Raw genomic sequence first — 19,865 nt, forward strand, 5'->3', positions numbered from 1 at the left:
AGCATTTGATCGTCCGGTTGTCCGGTGCATGGGTCTATTCATGCACCTTAAGACTGTCCGATCGCGGTTGGCAGAGTAACGTTCCTGGTCGCGTCTCCATCGCGCGCCATCGATGACGCATTGCCGCCGATCCCCTCTTTTTCGTTCCGGTCGCGAGCAATCGCGCCAGATGGGATGCCGCCATGACCGACCGTATTCATCAGTTTCTCCGCAATCGTCGTGAAGACGGCCCTTGCCTCGTGGTCGACCTCGACGTCGTGCGGGACAATTACGCCTGCTTTGCCAAGGCCCTGCCCGACACGCGCGTGTTCTATGCCGTGAAGGCCAACCCGGCTCCCGAAGTGCTCGACCTGCTGGCCCGCATGGGCTCCTGCTTCGACACCGCCTCGGTTGTCGAGATCGAGCAGGCGCTCGCGACCGGCGCATCGCCGGACCGGATCTCGTTTGGCAACACGATCAAGAAGGAGCGCGACATCGCGCGGGCCTACGCGCTTGGCATTCGCCTCTTTGCGGTCGATTGCGAGGTGGAAGTCGAGAAGATCGCTCGCGTCGCGCCCGGCTCGAAGGTGTTTTGCCGCATTCTCTGTGACGGCGAGGGCGCCGAATGGCCGTTGTCGCGCAAGTTCGGTTGCGTTCCGGCGATGGCGGCGCGCGTGCTCGAAACGGCGCATCGCTTGGGCCTCGTCGCGTATGGCCTGTCGTTCCACGTGGGGTCGCAGCAGCGCAATCCGGGGATGTGGGACGGCGCGCTGGCCTCGGCCTCGGGCATTTTCCGGGATCTGGCCGAGCGCGGCATCACGCTCCAGATGGTCAATCTCGGCGGCGGGTTTCCGACCAAGTATCTGAAGGACGTTCCGGCCGTGAAGGCCTACGGAGAGGCGATCTTCGCGTCGCTTCGGAAGCATTTCGGCAACCGTATTCCCGAAACCATCATCGAGCCGGGCCGTGGCATGGTCGGCAATGCGGGTGTGATCGAGGCGGAGGTCGTGCTGATCTCGAAGAAGGCCGATGGCGACACGATGCGGTGGGTCTACCTCGATATCGGCAAGTTCAACGGCTTGGCCGAAACGATGGACGAGATGATCCGCTACCCGATCCGGACGGCATTCGACGGTGACGAAGCGGAGCCCTGCATCATCGCCGGCCCGTCCTGCGACAGCGTCGACGTGCTGTACGAAAAGGATCCCTACTGGCTCCCGCTCAGTCTGGAGATCGGCTCGAAGGTTCTGATCGAGGGGACCGGCGCCTACACGACCACCTATTCGGCGGTCGGCTTCAATGGGTTTCCGCCTTTGAAGTCCTACGTGATCTGAGGTCGATGGGCCGTCTTCGGCCCTGATCTCCGACCCGTTCCCAGCATCGGCGATGGCCGCACCACGCAAGGGTGCCGGCCTTCAGTAGCGGCGTGTGCATACGCACGCCCGTCCCGTTCGTACCACCACTCCCCTGGAGGGGCTCATGACCGCCCTCGTCTCTGCACGGATGTTCTCCGGCGTCTCGTCGGCCTGGCGCACGCTGCGTCCGGTCTCGACTGTGTTGCGTCTGCGCGACGAACAGCAGGACGATGTCGCGGCTCGTGAGGCCCTCCTCGATGCGAGCTTCGGCTTGTCGCGTTTCGAAAAGACCTGTGAGCGCTTGCGCGAAGGTCGGATCGCAGCGGATGGCCTGAGCTTCGTTGCAACCAGTGGCGGCGCCGTGATCGGCACGCTGCGGTTCTGGCATGTGGAAGCGGGATGCTGCGAGTCGCTGATGCTGGGACCCTTGGCGGTATCGGCCGAGCATCGCTCGCTCGGCATCGGCAAGGCCCTGGTCGAGCATGGAGTGAGCCGCGCCAGAAAGCTCGGCCACCGGGCGATCATCCTCGTCGGCGATGCGCCCTATTATGCCCAATTCGGCTTCAGCCGCGACACAACGCTGGGCCTGACCCTGCCGGGCCCTGTCGAGGAGGCGCGGTTTTTGGGCCTCGAACTCGTGCCGGGCGCGCTCGCGTTGGCACGCGGGCGCGTCGTCGGCACGGGGCTTTTGTTGGACGGCCGTCGCCGGGACGGGCTTCGCCTCGCAGCCTAAATCGATCGAGCCGGCAGAGCGGCCCAACGATCAATAGGGGTGGCGATCCTGTTTGTCCTGCCAGGCCGTGTAAGCCTTGAGACCCGTGTCCCGCTCAAAGCCGGGCGTCACGGCGATGCGTCGCTTCTCCCAGGGCTTCGTGAAATCCTCATATTGGAACGCATCGTCGAAGCCGATATGGCTCGTATCGGCCAACGAGGCTGCGAAATAAACGTGGTCGATGCGCGACCAGTAGATCGCGCTCATGCACATCGGGCATGGTGCGCCGTTGATGTAGATGTCGCAGCCCTTCAGCATCTTGGCGCGCTCCGGCACCGGATCCGGCGAACCCGCCTCGCGCGGGATCATCTCCAGGATCGTGCCGGCCCCATAGTCGCTGCCCAGAAGCGCTTTGGGGTTGAGCCGTTGCGACGCGTCCATAATGGCCGTGATCTCGGCATGGAAGACGGGACAACCGGTCAGCAGTACCCGGTTCTGTCCGCGCCCGATGATCTCGCCGTCCTTGACGATCACGGCCCCAAACGGCCCGCCCCAGCCCTTTTCGACCGACTCGATCGCAAGCCGAGTAGCCTCCTGCATGAAGATGCGCTTGTCCGGCTCAGGCTTGGCCTCGGCCGCCGACGCCGGCTGAAAACCCAGCGTAACGGCAGCGCCCGCTGTCGCGGCCGCAGCCGTGAAAAAAGCCCGCCGCCCGGCGTCATGGGTCGAACCGCAACCGCATTCTGTCATCATTTTCAAGCCCCCGCTTCAAGGCGAGAGGATGGTCACGAATGACTGTCTCGAACAAGCTTCAACAAAGGCCGTAGCGAATCCTGGTTAGTCATCGCCACGGCCTCTCTCGCGAAATGTCAGCATCATCGTGGCGATCCTCGGCGTCTGTCCTGACGTCGAGGAATGACGCCGCTGCTTACGCCCCTTTGAGACGATCGAAGTCGAACGGCAGCGAACGCAGACGCTTGCCCGTCGCCGCGAAAATCGCATTGGAGACAGCCGGAGCGACAGGAGGCACCCCCGGCTCGCCAACACCCGTCGGCGCTTCCGTCGACGGCATGATGTGGACCTCGATAACCGGCATATCGGAGATTCGCAGCGGCTCGTAAGTGTCGAAATTCGCCTGATCGACAATCCCCTTATCGAACGTGATCTGATTGCGGAGCGCCGCGCCGAGGCCATATCCCGCGCCGCCTTCCATCTGAGCCTTGATCACGTCCGGGTTGATGGCGATGCCACAATCGACCGCGATGACGATGCGATTCACCTTCACGTCGGCACCATTGACGGTGACGTCCGCCACCATCGCCACATAGGTGTTGAAGCTCTCGTGCACGGCGACGCCCTGGCCCTGTCCGGCCGGCATGGCCTGACCAAACCCAGCCTTCTCGGCCGCGAGTTTCAGCACCGCGACATGGCGCGGATGGTCCTTCAGCAACGCCACGCGGAAGTCGACCGGGTTCTTGCCGGCCGCATGGGCGAGGTCGTCCATCATGACCTCGACAGCCTGAGCGGTATGGCTATGGCCGACCGACCGCCACCAGAGCGTCGAGATCGCTGAGGGCGCGTCGTGCCAGTCGACCATGCGGTTCGGGATCGAATAGGGCATGTCGGCGACGCCTTCGACCGCGGTCGCATCGACGCCTTCCTTGAACATCACCGGTTCGAAAGCCGTGCCGCGCATGAAGGACTGCCCGACCAGCCGATGCTTCCATGCTGCAATGCCGCCGTTCGCATCAAGCGAGGCCTCGACAGCATGGTAGAACATTGGACGATAGCGGCCGCCCTTGATGTCGTCCTCACGCGTCCAGACGAGATGCACCGGTCGCTTGCCGCCGGCTTTCTTCATGATGGCAGCGGCTTCGGCGAAATAATCGCCATTCGGCGTCGCACGGCGCCCGAACGAGCCTCCGCCCCAGACTGTATGGATGCGGACCTTGTCGGCCGTGACGCCCAAGGTCGCGGCCGCGACCGCCTGCTCGATGGTGGGAAATTGCGACCCAGCATAGACATCATAGGAGCCGTCCGCCGCCTGCTCGATGGTGCAGTTCAAAGGCTCCATCGGCGCGTGCGCCAGGTAGGGAAACACGAATTCGGCTTGGATGACCTTGCCGGATGTCTTCAACGCCTGATCCGCATCGCCGGCCTTCACGGCGACGGAACCGGGCGTCGCCGCCAATGTCTTGTAGTCGGCCACCATGTCAGCGGTCGAGCGCATCTCCGCCTTGCTGTCGTCCCACTCGATCTTCAGGGCATCGCGCCCTTGCCGGGCCGCCCACGTGTTCTCGGCCAGCACCGCCACGCCTTGCGGCACGATGACGACGTCGACGACACCCTTTATGGAGCGAGCCGCTTTGTCGTCGACGCTTTTCAGCGTGCCCCCAAACCGGGTCGGGCGCTGAAGAACGGCGGTCAGCATATTGGGTCGGCGGATGTCGAGCGCGAATTTGGCCGATCCATCCGTCTTCACGACATGATCGATGCGGTGCACGGCCGTGCCGATCAGGGTGAAGTCCTTCGTGTCCTTGAGGCGGACCTCGATCGGAACCGGCTGCTGCGCGGCCTTCGCGGCGAGGTCGCCGAAGGTCGCGGACTTGCCGGACTTGTGGGTCAACACGCCTTTGGTGACCACGACCTCGGTCGCCGGAACCTTCCACTCGTCGACCGCCGCGGCGATCAGCATCGCGCGGGCCGCAGCGCCCGCCTTGCGGAGCTGCGTCCAGCTGTTGTGAACGGAGGTCGATCCGCCGGTTCCCTGGATCGGTCCGAAATCCGTATTGTTGTAAAGCTGCGCGTCGGCGGGCGCGAATTCGGCGCGCATCTGCGACCAGTCGGCATCGAGTTCCTCAGCCACGATGGTCGGCAAGCCGGTCGTGACCCCCTGCCCCATGTCGAGATGTTTGACGATGACCGTGACGGTGTTGTCAGGCGCAATTCGGACGAAGGCGTTGGGGCGCGGGGCATCCCCGAGCGTCGGGACGAGAGCCTTGCCGCCACCGGCGGCTTCTTCGGCATAGCCGCGTCCGCTCATCATGACGAAGCCGATCACGAGCGCGCCTGCGCCGGCGGCCTTGAAGACATCGCGGCGCGAGGGGGCGATGGCCGGCGCTGCCGGCCGATTCATGGTCTTGCTGTACATGGCTGGACCCTCAGGCGAGTTTGCTGGAAGCGTCGTGGATCGCGGCGCGAATACGGCTGTAGGTGGCGCAACGACACACGTTGCCCGACATCGCCGAGTCGATATCGCCATCGTTCGGCTTGGGCGTCTGCGACAGCAAGCCGATCGCCGACATGATTTGCCCCGACTGGCAATAGCCGCACTGCACCACGTCGAGCGTCTGCCAGGATGCTTTGACGGCATCGGCGACCTTGCCCTGCACGCCTTCGATGGTGGTGATGTCGTGACCGACAGCATCGCTGATCTGGGTCTGGCAGGAGCGGGTCGGCTGGCCGTCGATATGCACCGTGCAGGCGCCACATTGCGCGATGCCGCAGCCAAACTTCGTGCCGGTCATGTTCAGGATGTCGCGAATAGCCCAGAGCAGCGGCATCTCGCCGTCCGCATCGAGACTATGGGTCTGGCCATTGATTTTGAGGTCGATCATGGGGGTCTCCGCGATGGAGCGCCGCCCATGTGGCCCGCTCCGATCGTGTTGCTGGAAACGACGGGATGCGGCTGCCACGGTCCATCGATCGGGGTCGCCACAGATTAGGGTAGGGTCACGGCCCGCCTCTCTCATCACGACAAGAGACCGGGGGGGGAAACACGCAAAAGACTGAGCTTCTCGTCGACCTATATTCCGTACCGATCGTTTTCGAAAGTCTCATTATAGCGTTTCCAAACTGATTGACGGCGTCGAACCGCCGCATCAGCCTCCCCTTGAAAAACTCTCAGCGTCTGTTCGCGTTTGCTGAAATCCCGCTTCTGGCTTGACCGTGACGGCTAGCTTGGGTCTAAGGCGATGTCGCTGGCGATCGATCGCCTGCCTTGCCTATGACGGACGCCCATGACCGACTGGACCCAACACGCCCAATTCGATGGCCCTATCGTCCTGATCGGCTTCGGTTCGATCGGCAAAGGCGTGCTGCCTTTGCTCGAGCGACATATCGGTTTCGACAAGACGCAAATGACCGTGATCGCGCCGGATGATGCCGATCGCGCTTTGCTGGACGAACGCGGCATCGCGTTTCACAAGCTCGGGCTGACGATCGACAATTACATCACGGTGCTCAAGCCGCTGCTGACGGTCGGCGGCAAGCAGGCCCTCGTCATCAATCTGTCGGTCGACGTATCGTCGGTCGCTATGGTGCGGCTTTGCAAAGAGCTCGGCGCTCTCTACATCGATACCGTCGTCGAGCCGTGGCCGGGCTTCTACACCGACAAGCGTCTGACGGTATCGCAGCGGTCAAACTATGCTCTGCGCGAATCCATGATGGACCTTCGTCGTGCCCATCCCGGCGGCCCCACGGCCGTCACGACCTGCGGCGCAAACCCCGGCATGGTGTCCTGGTTCGTCAAACAGGCGCTGCTCAACATCGCCGAAGCCACGGGCTTCGACGCGATTGAACCGCAGACGCAGGAAGGCTGGGGCCAATTAGCCCAGCAACTTGGCATCAAGGGCATTCATATCGCCGAATGCGACACCCAGCGCGCCAAGACCCCGAAGCCGCGCGGCGTCTTCGTCAACACCTGGTCGGTCGAGGGCTTCGTGTCGGAAGGATTGCAGCCGGCCGAGCTCGGCTGGGGCACACACGAGAAGGCTCTGCCGCTCGAAGGTCAGCGCCACGATTTCGGACCGGATTGTGCCATCTACATGCTGCGCCCCGGCGCTGGCACGCGCGTGCGATCCTGGACGCCGACGGCTGGTCCCCAGCACGGTTTTCTGGTCACGCATAACGAAGCCATCTCGATCGCCGACTATCTGACGGTTCATCAAGATGGCAAGGCGGTCTACCGGCCGACCTGCCATTACGCCTATCATCCGGCCGATGATGCCGTGTTGTCGCTGGACGAGATGGCCGGGCAGCAGTGGGAGCGTCAAGCAACCTGGACGATCCTCGGCGAGGCCGACATCGTCGATGGGATCGACGAACTCGGCGTGCTGCTCTACGGCCACGCCAAAAACGCCTATTGGTACGGGTCGCAGCTGTCGATCGAACAGACGCGGGAGCTTGCGCCCTACCAAAACGCGACTGGATTGCAGGTCACATCGGCCGTGCTGGCCGGCATCGTCTGGGCGATCGAAAATCCGACAGCAGGTATCGTCGAAGCCGACGAAATGGATTTCAAACGCTGTCTCGAGATTCAAACGCCTTATCTTGGGCCGGTGGTCGGCGCCTATACGGATTGGACGCCACTCACCCATCGCGGCGATGGACTGTTTCCCGAAGACCTCGACCGCGAGGATCCCTGGCAGTTCAGCAACGTTTTGGTCCGCTGACCGTTACAGCCGTCGATGGGGATGGGGTTCCCCCGAAACCGCTCGTGACCGAGCTGATGACTCCTACCGCATGACGACAGCGGTAGGAGTGCGCCCAAACGGCCGCCTCCTCCCAACAAGGAGGCACCACGATGACGATCCAAACTTATCTGCTTCTCGCGCTCGGCGGCGCGCTGGGCACGCTGGCGCGCTTTACCGTGGCGACCCTCACGGCACCCTGGAGCCAGTCGCTGCCCTGGGGCACGATCGCGATCAATATCGCAGGCTCATTTTTGATCGGCCTCTTCGGCACGCTGACGCTCGCGCATGGCCGCTTCCCGGTGTCGGAAAACATGCGCCTGTTCGTCATGGTCGGCGTCTGTGGCGGGTTCACGACCTTCTCGTCGTTCAGCCTGCAGACGCTCGATCTGCTTCGCAGTGGCGCGACGCTGCGGGCCTGCATCAATATCGCCGTCTCGGTGTTGCTCTGCCTCGCGGCTGTCGCGATCGGTCATACGATCGCCTCGGGACTGAATGGAGGCAGCTCGGCCATCGCCCAGAATCAAGCCGAAGAAGACGCGTGAGCCGTCAGACGCGCGTGACGCCGGTCGTCGGAGGGAAACGTCGCCGCCGGATCGGCAGAGCGACGAGATGGGTGGCGAGCCAGCCGACCACGAGGCCGATACCAGCACTGACGAAGCCCGCCGTCGTGACGGGCAGCGCAGGTTGATAATCCGCATAGGCCTGGCGGGCGATACCGGGATCGAAATCCTTGGCCAGCACCGCATATTGCGACAATGGCCCAGCGGTATCGAACGACGCACGCTGCCGTTCGAGCCGTTGTTCGCGTGCGGTCGTCTCGGCGATGCTGGCGCCCCGCTCCTGCGCCAACACGTCGGAATTGCCGCGAAGCCGCGCGATCCCCTGGTCGCGATTCAGCGATTGACTGGCGGCCTCGGCGTCGAACTGCGTCACGATCGAGCGCAACTCGTCGATCGCGCCGCCGAGCCGTTGTTTATACTGCTGCGTGAACTCCGGCAGTTGCGACGCCAGCCCAGCGAACAGCAGGCCGATCGCCAGCGCGAAACGTCGAAAGATCATTCTGGTCCCTCTGCGCGGCACGCGGCAGCGCTTCGCCTGCCGTCTTCCTTCACCCGGTCGGCGCGGCGCCGTCAAGCAGACCCTCGCGCTTCAACTCGCTCCAGAGTGCGGGTGGGATCGCAATTTGAGCATCGGCCACATTGGCTTCCATTTCGCCCGGCTTGACGGCGCCCAGCACCAGGGTCACCACGGCCGGATGATGCAAGGCGAAGCCAAGCGCCGCCTGACGCAGCGTGACGCCGTGCCTCTGGCAAACCGCTTCGATCCGCCCGACCCGTGCCATGATGTCGGCGGGTGCCGCCGTGTAATTATAGGTGGCGCCCGGCACCGCCCCGGTGGCCAGGATACCCGAGTTGAACACGCCGGCCAGGAGAATGCCGATCGACTTCTGTTCGGCCAGCGGCAGGAACGAGGCGAGCGCGGGTTGCTCGAGCAAAGAGTAGCGCCCGGCCAGCATCATGACGTCGAAGTCGCCGGCGCGGGCAAAGCGCTCGCAGATGTCGGCCTCGTTGACACCGACCCCGATCGCCGTGACCGTCCCCTCGCTTCTGAGGCGATCCAGCGCCTTGTAGGCGCCGTCCATCGCCTCCTTGAAGCGCTGGTCGATCATATCGGCGCCTTGGGTCCACACGTCGCAATCGTGGATCATCAGAATATCGAACCGGGACAATCCGGTCCGCAAAAGCGACTGCTCGATCGAGCGCATCGTGCCGTCATAGGAATAGTCGAACATGGCGCGATGCGGGAACCCCCCCGCAAACCCCGGGGACGTCACATCGGCTCTGGCGGGCGCGGGTTGCGTGAACGGATCCATGCGCCGGCCGACCTTGGTCGAGAGCAGGAACGCGTCGCGAGGCAAGTCGCGCAGCGCCGCGCCAAAGCGCGCTTCCGACAGCCCGTTGCCATAATGGGGCGACGTATCGAAGACGCGGATACCGCTCCGGTAAGCCGTCAGGATCGTGTCATGCGCCGTCTGCTGGTCGAGCCGCTCGAAGAGGTCGCCCAGCGGGGCCCCGCCAAGACCGAGGGATGTGAACGCGAGGGACTTGCCCGCTCGCGTCAAGAAGGCTTTGCTATCCAAAATTTTCACTTAAAATCCTCCCCGGGTTGGCTTTCTAACGAAGCCAAGTTTAAGCTTGCCGCAGGCTGAACCGAACGGGCAGCGTCGCGTTAACGTTTCGCACTCGCCAACATCGCGCCTGTGCACGGGACTGTCATATGTCCCCCTTAAGGTTCGCAACCACGGTCCGTATCGGTCGCCGATGCGACCATTGCAAGAACGAGACGCATTATGGACGATATCGATCTTCTCAGCATCAACACGATCCGCACGCTTTCGATCGATGCCGTTCAGAAAGCGAATTCTGGACATCCGGGTGCGCCGATGGGAATGGCCCCCGTCGCCTATACGGTGTGGCAGGACTATCTTCGCTACGACCCGACGCAACCGCTCTGGCCCAACCGTGACCGGTTTCTCCTGTCGGCGGGTCACGCATCGATGCTGCTCTACTCGATGCTCCACCTGACCAAAGTTCAGGCCGTCAACGAGGATTACGAGGTCGTCAATCGTCCGGCCGTCAGCATGGACGATATCAAGACATTCCGGCAGCCCGGCAGCGCCTGCCCGGGCCATCCCGAATACCACTTCACGTCGGGCGTCGAAGCGACGACCGGACCGCTCGGCCAGGGCGTGTCGATGAGCGTCGGCATGGCGATCGCCGAAAAGTGGCTCGCGACGCGCTACAACAAGCCGGACCACACGCTGATCGACTATAACATCTACGCCCTCTGCAGCGACGGCGAGATGATGGAAGGCGTCGCCAGTGAGGCGGCGTCGCTGGCCGGCCATCTGAAGCTCGACAACCTGTGCTGGCTCTACGATAGCAACGAGGTCACGCTCGACGGCCCGGCCTCCTGGACGTTCAGCGAAGATGTTGCGACCCGGTTTCTTGCCTATGGTTGGAACGTCGTGAATGTGCGCGACGCCAATTCGATCAAGGAAATTCGCGCCGGCATCGACGCGTTTCTCGAAGAGAAATCGCGCCCGACGCTCATCATCGTCGACAGTCACATCGGCTATGGCTCGCCCAACAAGCAGGACAGCAACAAGTCGCATGGCGAACCGCTTGGCGCGGAAGAAGTCCGCCTGACCAAGAAGAACTATGGCTGGCCGGAAGACGCGCAGTTCCTGGTGCCCGATGGCGTCTATGAGAATTTCGCCAACGGCATGGGCAAGCGCGGCGCCGAGCTTCGCTCCGCTTGGGACAAGACATTCGCGTCCTACAAGGATGTCGCAAGCGATCTCGCTGGACAATTCGAGGCAATGGAACACCGCCTCAGCCCCGAGGACGCCGCCAAGGCGATCCCTGTGTTTCCGGCCGACGCCAAGGGTTTGGCGACCCGCGACTCGTCCGGCAAGGTCGAGAATGCTCTGGCGCAGCATTATCACTGGATGCTCGGCGGCTCGGCCGATCTCGACGGCTCGACCAAGACCCGGCAGATCTTCGAAGGCTCGGCGGCCTTCACGCCGACCGACCGCAGCGGACGCAACCTGCATTTCGGCGTTCGCGAACATGCGATGGGCGCGATTTGCAACGGCTTGGCATTGTCCAAGATCCGTCCCTATGCGTCGACGTTTTTGATCTTTTCGGATTATCTCCGTCCGACGCTGCGGCTCGCGGCGCTGATGGAACTGCCGACCATCTTCATCTTCACGCATGACTCGATCAGCGTCGGCGAAGATGGTCCGACCCATCAACCGGTCGAGCAGGTCGCCAGCCTTCGTTGTATTCCGGGCATGATCACCCTGCGTCCCGGTGATGCGAACGAAGTCGCGGAAGCATGGCGTGTCGTTCTCGGTCTGAAGCATCAGCCTGCGACCTTCGTTCTCAGCCGCCAGCCTCTCCCGACCATCGATCGCGAGAAATTCGCGGCCGCATCGGGCGTCGCCAAGGGCGCCTATGTGCTGGCCGATCCGGAAGACGGGAAGCCCGAGGTGATCCTGATCGGCACCGGCAGCGAGTTGTCGCTGGCCGTGCAGGGCTACGAGACGTTGAAGGCGGAAGGCATCAAGGCTCGCGTCGTGTCGATGCCGTCCTGGGAGTTGTTCGAGATGCAGGACAAAGCCTATCAGGACAGCGTATTCCCGGCCGAAGTGCCGGCCCGCGTCGCGATCGAGCAAGGCTCGACGATGGGGTGGGAGCGCTACACGGGTCGGCTCGGCGCTGTCATCGGTATGCACAGCTTCGGAGCGTCCGCACCGATGAAGGATCTGCTGACAAAGTTCGGCTTCACGCCCGAGAAGGTCGTCGAAATCGCTAAACAGCAGATCGCGAACCACAAACACCCGAAAGCCGTGAACGACTCGGCCCAATAGACCCACGTCGATTTCGGAACAGAGGAGCAGCCCCATGAACCCCCTCGTCCAACTCGAAAGCTGCGGCCAGTCTCCTTGGCTCGACGATCTCCACCGCGACCTCGTTCGCAAGGGTGATCTGGCGACAGCAATTGGTGAGGACGGGCTCAAGGGGCTGACCTCCAACCCCTCGATCTTCGAAAAGGGGATCGGCGAGACGGACGAATACAAGGACGATCTCGCGGCCCTTTTGGATGAAGGTGTTCTCGATGACATGCGTGTCTACGAGGCTCTCGCGGCTGAGGACATCAAAGGCGCGGCGGATCTATTCCGCCCCGTCTACGACAAGCATGATCGCAACGACGGCTTCGTGAGTTGGGAGGTTTCTCCCTATCTCGCCAACGAGACCGACAAGACGATCGAGGAAGCCAAACGGCTATGGGGGATCATCGGGCGCGACAATCTGATGATCAAAATTCCCGGCACCCATGCGGGGCTTCCGGCTATTCGCGACGTGATCGGCGCGGGCATCAACGTCAACGTGACGCTGCTGTTCGGGATCGAGGCTTATGCGGCCGTTGCTGATGCTTATATGGGCGGCCTCGAAGAATTGGTCCGCGATGGGGGTGATCCATCGACCATCGCGAGCGTCGCAAGTTTCTTCCTGAGCCGCATCGATGTCGCGGTCGACGAGAGGCTCAAGGATCTCGGCGACACGGCGCCTGGCTTGGTCGACAAAGTGACCGACAAGGTTGGGATCGCCAGCGCCAAACTGGCCTATGCCCGTTACAAAGAGATTTACGCCACGCCGCGCTGGCAAGCGCTCGCGGCCAAGGGAGCGCGGCCGCAACGACTGCTCTGGGCCTCGACCGGGACCAAGAAGACGTCGCTGCCCGACACCTATTACATCGATAGCATCATTGGTCGCGAGACGGTCAACACCATGCCGCCGGCGACCCTGAAGGCCTTCCGCGACCATGGAACTGCGACGCCCGACACGATCGAACAGGGCATGTCCGAGGTCGCCGATACGATGGGGGCGTTGCAAACGCTCGGATTGTCGATCGATGAGATCACGGCCGATCTCGTGAAGGAAGGCGTGGTTAAATTCCACAACGCCTTCGACAAATTGCTTGGCGGTGTCGCCAAGAAACGTCGCGAACTCGCGACCCACAACGATCAAAGCGCGCCGTCCGGAGCCACCAAGAGCATCGTGGCCTAACCGATCGACCTGCCAACTTGCCGCTTCAACAGAGGGTACTTCGCATGCAATTGGGAATGATCGGACTTGGCCGCATGGGCGGCAACATCGTTCGGCGGCTGCAGCGCGAGGGCCACCAGTGCGTCGTCTATGATCGCGCTGCTCCGGCAGTCGATGCTCTCGTGGCCGATGGCTCGATTGGAGCTACCTCGGTCGAGGATCTGGTCTCGAAGCTGACCGATAGCCCGAAAGCCGTTTGGGTCATGTTGCCGGCCGGGGCGATCACCCAGGCCACCGTCGACCAACTCGCCGGGCTGCTCAAGAGCGGCGACACCATCATCGATGGCGGAAACTCCTTCTACAAGGACGACATCAAGAATTCTGAAATGCTGGCCCCGAAAGGGATCACGTTTGTCGATGTCGGCACCTCGGGCGGTGTCTGGGGTCTCGAACGCGGCTATTGCATGATGATCGGCGGCAGCAAGGATGCGGTCGATCGCCTTGACCCGATCTTCAAGACGCTCGCGCCCGGTCGTGGCGACGTCGGTCGCACGCCGGGGCGCGAGAAGCTGTCCGATAATCGCGCCGAGGAGGGCTATATTCACGCCGGCCCGACGGGGGCCGGCCACTTCGTCAAAATGGTCCACAACGGCATCGAATATGGGTTGATGCAGGCCTATGGCGAGGGTTTCGACATCCTCAAGAACAAGAACTCGCCGGATCTCCCCGAAAATCAGCGCTTCGACCTGAACCTCACCGATGTCGCCGAAGTTTGGCGGCGCGGCAGCGTCGTCTCGTCATGGTTGCTCGATCTGACCGCCTTGGCGCTGACGAGCAGCCCGGATCTCGCGCATTTCTCGGGTCATGTAGCCGATAGCGGCGAAGGTCGCTGGACCATCGACGCAGCCGTCGAGGAGGCCGTTCCGGTCAACGTTTTGGCCGCCGCCCTCTTCGCCCGGTTCAGGTCGCGCGAAGAGCATACGTTTGGCGAAAAGATCCTGTCGGCCATGCGTTTCGGCTTCGGCGGTCACGTCGAGACGGGTCTGCCCAGCAGCGCCGCAGCAAGCTCCAAACCGGGAGCCAATTGATGGCGAACACCACCGACGACACGCCGCCGGCCGCGATTAGCCCGGCGACAGTGAAGAAACCAGGTCCCTGCACGCTGGTGATCTTCGGCGCCAACGGCGATTTGACCAAGCGGCTCGTGACCCCAGCGCTCTACAATCTGGCGCTCACCGGCCTGCTGCCCGACAATTTCGCGATCCTCGGTATCGACCATAACGGCAAGGACGATGTCGAATGGCGCGGGCATCTGACGGAAGCCATGCAGAGCTTCGTCGGCGGCACCGGTGAGTTCGAGCCGGCCAAAATCGACGCGAAGGCGTGGTCCTGGCTCACCGACAGGATGTTCTACCTCGTGGGTGATTTCGAAGATTCGAACACCTACACGAGCATCAAGGACAAACTCGCCGAGATTGAAACGTCGAACGGCACGGCCGGCAACGTCATCTTCTATCTGGCGATCGCCGATCGTTTCTTTGGAATTGTCGTGGATCAACTCGGCAAAGCGAAGCTCGTCGACACCGAGGAGGGCGAGCAGAACGCGTGGCGTCGTGTCGTCATCGAAAAGCCGTTCGGTCATGACCTGCAGACCTCGCGCGATCTCAACAAACGCATCCTGCAATCGCTGAACGAAGACCAAGTTTATCGGATCGATCATTTCCTCGGCAAGGAGACGGTCCAAAACATCATGACGTTCCGCTTCGCAAACGGAATGTTCGAGCCGTTGTGGAATCGGGACCATATCGATCACGTTCAGATCACCGTGGCCGAGACGGTCGGGGTCGAGGGACGCGGATATTTCTACGAGGCGACCGGCGCCTTGCGCGACATGGTGCCGAACCATGTGTTCCAGTTGCTTTGCATGACCGCCATGGAGCCGCCGACCTCCTTCGCGGCCGATGCGATCCGGTCCAAAAAGGTCGATGTGTTCGCGTCGATCAAATCGGTGCAGCCGGGCGACGCGGTTCGCGGCCAATATGACTCCGGCAGTGTGCTCGGCAAAGCCGTGCGGGCGTACCGGACCGAGCCGAACGTCAACCCCTATTCCGATGTCGAGACCTATGCGGCGCTTCGGCTCGAAATCGACAATTGGCGTTGGGCGGGCGTACCGTTCTATATCCGGACCGGCAAATACATGACCCGCCGGACCACCGAGATCGCCATCCGCTTCAAATCCGCACCGACGAGCTTGTTCGAGGATACGGATGCGAAGTCGATGCATCCCAATTGGCTGGTGATCCAGATCCAGCCGGATGAAGGCATCTCGATGCAGTTCGACGTGAAACAGCCGGGCCCGGTCGTCGATCTGAAATCGGTGAAGATGAACTTCTCCTACAGCGACTGGTTTCCGCCTCAACAGAATGTCGGCTACGAAACGCTTATCTATGACGTCATGCTCGGCGATCAGACCCTGTTTCAACGGGCCGATCAGGTCGAGGAAGGCTGGCGGATCGTGCAGCCGGTGATCGACGCCTGGGCCAAGCAGAAGCCCGACGACTTCCCGAACTACATCGCCGGAACGGCAGGCCCTGCCGCGGCGGATGCTCTGCTGGCCAAAGACGGCGGTCGCAGCTGGCGCCCGGTCGCCATCGACCCCGGTCCGAAGAGCCTTGTCCCGGGGAAGGCTTCGTGAGCCGCGATCAACATCCCCGGCAGCCGATCGCCCTCGTGGTGTCGGATATCGACGGCACTTTGGTGACGAAAGCCAAGGTGGTGACACCCCGCGCCCGGGCCGCGATCGCGCAATTGAAGCAGCGTGGCATCGGGTTCAGCGTCGCCAGCGCCCGACCGCCCGTCGGCTTGCGGAGCATCGTTCAGTCCATCGGGATCGAGGTTCCGGTTGGCGCCGTGAACGGCGGTGCGATCATCCGCCCGGACCTGACGATCATCGAACGACTGATCCTGCCGATCGACGCGGTCAAGACGAGTGTGTCGATGTTGCGTCGGCAGGGTATCGATGCATGGCTGTTCACCGACGACGAATGGTTCTGCCGCGACCCGAATGGCGCGCATGTCGACCACGAGGCAACGACCCTCGGGCTGCGGCCGACGATCGTCGAGGAGTTCGACGATGCTCACATGTCACGCACGTTGAAGATCGTGGCGGCGAGCCACGACCATCCGCTGCTCGCCGAATGCGAGGCGATCCTGCAAGCTGAGCTTGGCGGGTCGGCCCTCGCGACACGCTCGCAGAGCTATTATCTCGACATCACCAATGCGGCCGCCAACAAGGGCGCGGCAGTGCGCGGAGTGGCGCGCAATCTCGGTGTGCCGCTCGATCAAGTGTTCACGATCGGCGACGGCTACAATGATACGCCGATGTTCGACGTCTCCGGCTTCAGCGTCGCCATGGGCAATGCGACCGATGCGGTCAAGCACATGGCCAATGTCGTGACGGATACTTGCGAGAACGAGGGCTTTGCCAAAGCCATCGAGCGCTACGTCCTCAACATGCCGGTCGATGCGGTAGCAGCATCCTACGAGGGGAGCGTCCAATCATGACAGCCGACACCATGCCGAAGGGCAAGATTGCGGTCCTGTTGGCCGATGTGGACGGGACACTCGTGACCGAGCAGAAGGTGTTGACCGCGCGCACCATCGCGGCCGTCAAGGCGCTGAAGCAGCACGGCATCGCCTTCGCGGTCACGAGCGGCCGGCCCCCGCGCGGCATGGCGATGCTGATCGAGCCGCTTGCGCTCGAGACGCCCATCGCGGGTTTCAACGGCGGTGTGTTGATCAACCCCGACATGTCCGTCGTCGAAGCCAAGACGATCGCGCCGGACGTGGCCCGCGCCACGTTGAAACTCATTCTCGACCACGGGATGGACGCTTGGGTCTATACGGCGGACGATTGGTTCATCCGCGACGCCAAGGCGCCGCATGTCGAGCGCGAGACCTGGACCGTCAAATTTGAGGCCAAGGTGGTGGCGACATTCTCGGACGACGCGCTCGACCATGCGGTCAAGATCGTCGGCATCAGCGACGATCGCGATCTCGTGGCCAAAGCCGAGAAGGATGCCCAGCAGGCCTTCGGCGACAAGGTCTCGGCGGCGCGGTCGCAGCCCTACTATCTCGACGTCACCAATCCAGACGCCAATAAGGGCACGGTCGTCGGAACCTTGTCCAAGCACCTCGGCATTCCGCCCGAGCAATTCGCCACCATCGGAGATATGCCGAACGACGAGCTGATGTTCCGCAAAAGCGGCTTCAGCATCGCCATGGGCAACGCCAGCGACGACGTGAAGAGCCGCGCCAGCGCCACGACCGATTCCTACAACGACGAGGGCTTCGCCAAAGCCATCGAAAAATTCCTGCTCGGCGCAACCGACCAGGGCGGACATTGAGAGACATGAAGCAACTGCTGATCGCGCCCTCCATTCTTTCGGCAGATTTCGGCCGCCTCGGCGAGGAGGTCGCCTCGATCGATCGAGCCGGCGCGGACTGGATTCACGTCGATGTCATGGACGGGCGCTTCGTTCCCAATATCACGATGGGTCCGGTCGTGATCGAAGCGGTTCGTCGCGCGACCACAAAGCCGCTGAACGTCCATCTGATGATGGTCGAGCCCGAATTGATGCTGGAGGATTTCATCAAGGCGGGCGCCGATCACGTCATCGTTCAGGCGGAGCCAACCTCGACCATCCATCTACACCGTCTGTTGTCGCGCATTCGGGAGAGCGGCAAGAAGGCGGGCGTCGCGCTCAACCCGGCTACATCGCCGTCAGCGATCGACTATGTGCTGCACCTCTGCGACATCGTCCTGGTCATGACCGTCAACCCCGGCTTCGGGGGTCAGCAGTTCCTCCCCGAGATCCTGCCAAAGATCAAAGCCGTCCGCGCCATGGCGGCCAGTCGCGGGCTCGATCCGCATATCGAGATCGATGGCGGCATTAACACGCAGACGATCAAGGCTGCGGTCGAGGCTGGTGCCGATGTGCTCGTTGCGGGGTCGGCCATCTTTGGACATCCCGATTATGCCAGGGCGATCGCTGTGCTTCGCGACGCGGCCTGAGCGTTCAGGCAAGGAGAGACAATATGGCTGACACGAGCCTGAGTGCGGGCGTTCTGACGACGTTCGAAAACCCGACCGTTCTGGCCGACGAGGTCGCCGGGTGGCTGCTTCGTCTCGCACTCGAGGCCGGCGACCGGTTTGCGATCTGCCTGTCGGGCGGATCGACGCCGAAGACGCTTTATGAGCGGCTGGCACAAGCCCCGTTCCGTGAGGAGTTCCCGTGGGCCAAGACGCATTGGTTCTTCGGCGACGAGCGCTTCGTGCCGGACGGCGACAAGGACAATAATTTCACCATGGCGTCGCATGCGCTGCTGTCGCATGTGCCTGTACCGAACGAGAACGTCCACCGTATCGTGACGGAGGTCTCCTCGCCTGAGCAGGCCGCCTCCGCCTACGACGCGGAACTCCGCCGTTACTATGGCGCCGAGACGATCGACGCGGATCGTCCGTTATTCGACGTCAATTTCCTTGGCCTCGGACCCGACGGACACACCGCCTCGCTGATTCCAGGCCAGCCGGTTCTCGAGGAACGATCCAAATGGGTCGCGGCGGTTTCGCAAGGACGCCCGGAGGTTCGGATCACGCTTACCTACCCGCCGCTCGAAAGCAGCCGTCACATCGCCTTTCTGGTGACCGGGAAAGCCAAGAAAGACATGTTGGCCCATGTCCGGTCTGGCGCCACCGATGTTCCGGCCGGCGGCTTGACGACCAAAGGCCAGGTGCATTGGTTCGCCGATCGCGACGCGATCGACGGCTGACCGGGCCGATAACGCTTGTCGCCCGTCTCAGGTTGGAGAGGGCGACAAGCCGTCGGCGTCGTCGAAGCCGGCCCCGTCTCGCCACAGGGCGATGCCACCCGTGATCCCCGCTGCATTGTCGACGATTGTGACGTTGTCGGGCAACGAACCGTCGATCTTCGATGCGTTTCCCCCGCCAATGTAGAGGCGGTCGTAATGCACGAGATCGTTGACGATCTGGATCACTTTGTGGACGCGTCGGTTCCAACGCTTCTTGCCGACATCGGCGAGCGCATCGCGGCCGACGTAGCTATTGTACGTATATTTCTTATGCACGGCGTGATGCGCGAATTCCATATGCGGCGCCAGAACCCCGTTTTGGAAAAACGCCGTCCCGGCCCCCGTCCCAAGCGTCAAGACGGCCTCGATGCCCTTTCCCGACACCACGCCGAGCCCCTGGATGTCGGCGTCGTTCGCGAGCCGCGTGGGTTTGTGCAGCGTCTGTGCGATGCCTTGCGCCAGATTGTAATTCGCCCAGTCCGGACCCTCGAAATGCGGCGCCGTCAACACATGCCCGCGCCGGACGGCGCCGGGGAAGCCGACCGAGACGCGATCAAAATCCGGTAGGCTTGCGATCAGGGCCGAAATCTCGCTCAGCAGCGACGCCGGTGTGAGATCGGTCGGCGTCTTGCGCCAAGCTTTATCGTGGATCATCGCGCCGTTCTGATCGAGAACCGAGGCCTTCAGGCCCGTTCCTCCGATATCGATCGCCAGCGTCCGAAGGTCACTCATGTCTCAGCCTCGTTCAAAGCCGGCCCAAAGGCCTGCGTCGTTAGACGCTATCGTTAGAGCACAATGGGTGACGAGGGAATGTCACGTCGCACCATCGATATGGAAAGACTTGTGTTTTGCCCAAGCG

The 19,865-nt window shown here is 62.6% G+C and carries 18 protein-coding genes and 1 riboswitch; of the genes, 12 read left to right on the forward strand and 6 right to left on the reverse strand.

Annotation, left to right across the window (positions count from 1 at the left end; genetic code table 11):
* Positions 1–182: 182 nt before the first annotated feature.
* Both LGH83_RS05935 and LGH83_RS05940 read left to right on the forward strand, forming a co-directional pair.
* Complete coding sequence (locus LGH83_RS05935) at positions 183–1,313, forward strand: type III PLP-dependent enzyme (RefSeq protein ID WP_227401004.1); 1,131 nt, start codon at positions 183–185, stop codon at positions 1,311–1,313.
* A 145-nt stretch (positions 1,314–1,458) separates the two neighbouring features.
* Positions 1,459–2,067 (forward strand): GNAT family N-acetyltransferase, encoded by a 609-nt coding sequence (locus tag LGH83_RS05940; RefSeq protein ID WP_227401005.1) that lies wholly within the window; start codon positions 1,459–1,461, stop codon positions 2,065–2,067.
* Between the two features lie 30 nt (positions 2,068–2,097).
* Here LGH83_RS05940 and LGH83_RS05945 read toward each other — a convergent pair whose 3' ends face one another.
* From LGH83_RS05945 to LGH83_RS05955, 3 genes are all read right to left on the reverse strand, one after another.
* Positions 2,098–2,799 carry a nucleoside deaminase gene (locus LGH83_RS05945; RefSeq protein ID WP_227401006.1) on the reverse strand — a complete coding sequence of 234 codons (702 nt, stop codon included), beginning with the start codon at positions 2,797–2,799 and terminating at the stop codon, positions 2,098–2,100.
* A 175-nt stretch (positions 2,800–2,974) separates the two neighbouring features.
* The gene (locus LGH83_RS05950) at positions 2,975–5,197 is read right to left on the reverse strand and encodes a xanthine dehydrogenase family protein molybdopterin-binding subunit (protein ID WP_227401007.1); all 2,223 of its coding nucleotides are present in this window, start codon (positions 5,195–5,197) and stop codon (positions 2,975–2,977) included.
* A 10-nt stretch (positions 5,198–5,207) separates the two neighbouring features.
* Positions 5,208–5,663 carry a (2Fe-2S)-binding protein gene (locus tag LGH83_RS05955; RefSeq protein WP_131118358.1) on the reverse strand — a complete coding sequence of 152 codons (456 nt, stop codon included), beginning with the start codon at positions 5,661–5,663 and terminating at the stop codon, positions 5,208–5,210.
* A gap of 402 nt (positions 5,664–6,065) precedes the next feature.
* On the opposite strand from LGH83_RS05955, the gene LGH83_RS05960 reads away from it, so the two are divergent.
* Together LGH83_RS05960 and crcB are read left to right on the forward strand one after the other, a co-directional pair.
* Positions 6,066–7,499, forward strand: coding sequence for a homospermidine synthase (locus LGH83_RS05960; protein ID WP_227401008.1), 1,434 nt, complete (start codon positions 6,066–6,068; stop codon positions 7,497–7,499).
* An 8-nt stretch (positions 7,500–7,507) separates the two neighbouring features.
* Positions 7,508–7,572: riboswitch (Fluoride riboswitch) on the forward strand.
* A 58-nt stretch (positions 7,573–7,630) separates the two neighbouring features.
* Positions 7,631–8,062: a fluoride efflux transporter CrcB gene (gene crcB / locus LGH83_RS05965; RefSeq protein WP_131118362.1), complete on the forward strand. Its 432-nt coding sequence runs from the start codon at positions 7,631–7,633 to the stop codon at positions 8,060–8,062.
* 4 nt (positions 8,063–8,066) lie between these two features.
* On the opposite strand, the gene LGH83_RS05970 is transcribed toward crcB, so the two are convergent.
* Complete coding sequence (locus LGH83_RS05970; RefSeq protein WP_227401009.1) at positions 8,067–8,579, reverse strand: DUF2937 family protein; 513 nt, start codon at positions 8,577–8,579, stop codon at positions 8,067–8,069.
* 49 nt (positions 8,580–8,628) lie between these two features.
* The gene (locus LGH83_RS05975) at positions 8,629–9,669 is read right to left on the reverse strand and encodes an aldo/keto reductase (RefSeq protein ID WP_319799613.1); all 1,041 of its coding nucleotides are present in this window, start codon (positions 9,667–9,669) and stop codon (positions 8,629–8,631) included.
* Between the two features lie 201 nt (positions 9,670–9,870).
* On the opposite strand from LGH83_RS05975, the gene tkt reads away from it, so the two are divergent.
* Genes tkt through pgl form a run of 8 tightly spaced genes read left to right on the forward strand, consistent with a single transcriptional unit; the run spans position 9,871 to position 18,967 of the window.
* Positions 9,871–11,955: a transketolase gene (tkt, locus tag LGH83_RS05980; protein WP_227401010.1), complete on the forward strand. Its 2,085-nt coding sequence runs from the start codon at positions 9,871–9,873 to the stop codon at positions 11,953–11,955.
* Between the two features lie 34 nt (positions 11,956–11,989).
* On the forward strand, positions 11,990–13,156 hold the full coding sequence (tal, locus tag LGH83_RS05985) for a transaldolase (protein ID WP_227401011.1): 1,167 nt from the start codon (positions 11,990–11,992) through the stop codon (positions 13,154–13,156).
* Positions 13,157–13,200: 44 nt separating this feature from the next.
* Complete coding sequence (gene gnd, locus LGH83_RS05990) at positions 13,201–14,223, forward strand: phosphogluconate dehydrogenase (NAD(+)-dependent, decarboxylating) (protein ID WP_131118370.1); 1,023 nt, start codon at positions 13,201–13,203, stop codon at positions 14,221–14,223.
* Positions 14,223–15,830: a glucose-6-phosphate dehydrogenase gene (gene zwf, locus LGH83_RS05995; RefSeq protein ID WP_227401012.1), complete on the forward strand. Its 1,608-nt coding sequence runs from the start codon at positions 14,223–14,225 to the stop codon at positions 15,828–15,830. Before gnd ends, zwf begins: the two co-directional genes overlap by 1 nt.
* On the forward strand, positions 15,827–16,699 hold the full coding sequence (locus LGH83_RS06000) for a Cof-type HAD-IIB family hydrolase (protein WP_227401013.1): 873 nt from the start codon (positions 15,827–15,829) through the stop codon (positions 16,697–16,699). Before zwf ends, LGH83_RS06000 begins: the two co-directional genes overlap by 4 nt.
* Positions 16,696–17,541, forward strand: coding sequence for a Cof-type HAD-IIB family hydrolase (locus LGH83_RS06005; protein ID WP_227401014.1), 846 nt, complete (start codon positions 16,696–16,698; stop codon positions 17,539–17,541). The genes LGH83_RS06000 and LGH83_RS06005 overlap by 4 nt, the downstream gene beginning before the upstream one ends.
* A 5-nt stretch (positions 17,542–17,546) precedes the next feature.
* A complete protein-coding gene (rpe, locus tag LGH83_RS06010) occupies positions 17,547–18,209 on the forward strand; it encodes a ribulose-phosphate 3-epimerase (RefSeq protein ID WP_227401015.1) in 663 nt (220 codons plus the stop codon).
* A 23-nt stretch (positions 18,210–18,232) separates the two neighbouring features.
* Positions 18,233–18,967: a 6-phosphogluconolactonase gene (gene pgl / locus LGH83_RS06015; protein ID WP_227401016.1), complete on the forward strand. Its 735-nt coding sequence runs from the start codon at positions 18,233–18,235 to the stop codon at positions 18,965–18,967.
* Positions 18,968–18,994: 27 nt separating this feature from the next.
* Here the strand turns inward: pgl and LGH83_RS06020 are convergent, their stop codons facing one another.
* Complete coding sequence (locus LGH83_RS06020) at positions 18,995–19,738, reverse strand: ROK family protein (protein WP_227401017.1); 744 nt, start codon at positions 19,736–19,738, stop codon at positions 18,995–18,997.
* Positions 19,739–19,865 lie beyond the last annotated feature (127 nt).

Source organism: Lichenihabitans sp. PAMC28606 (assembly GCF_020616535.1).
GTDB classification, from domain to species: Bacteria; Pseudomonadota; Alphaproteobacteria; order Rhizobiales; family Beijerinckiaceae; genus Lichenihabitans; species Lichenihabitans psoromatis.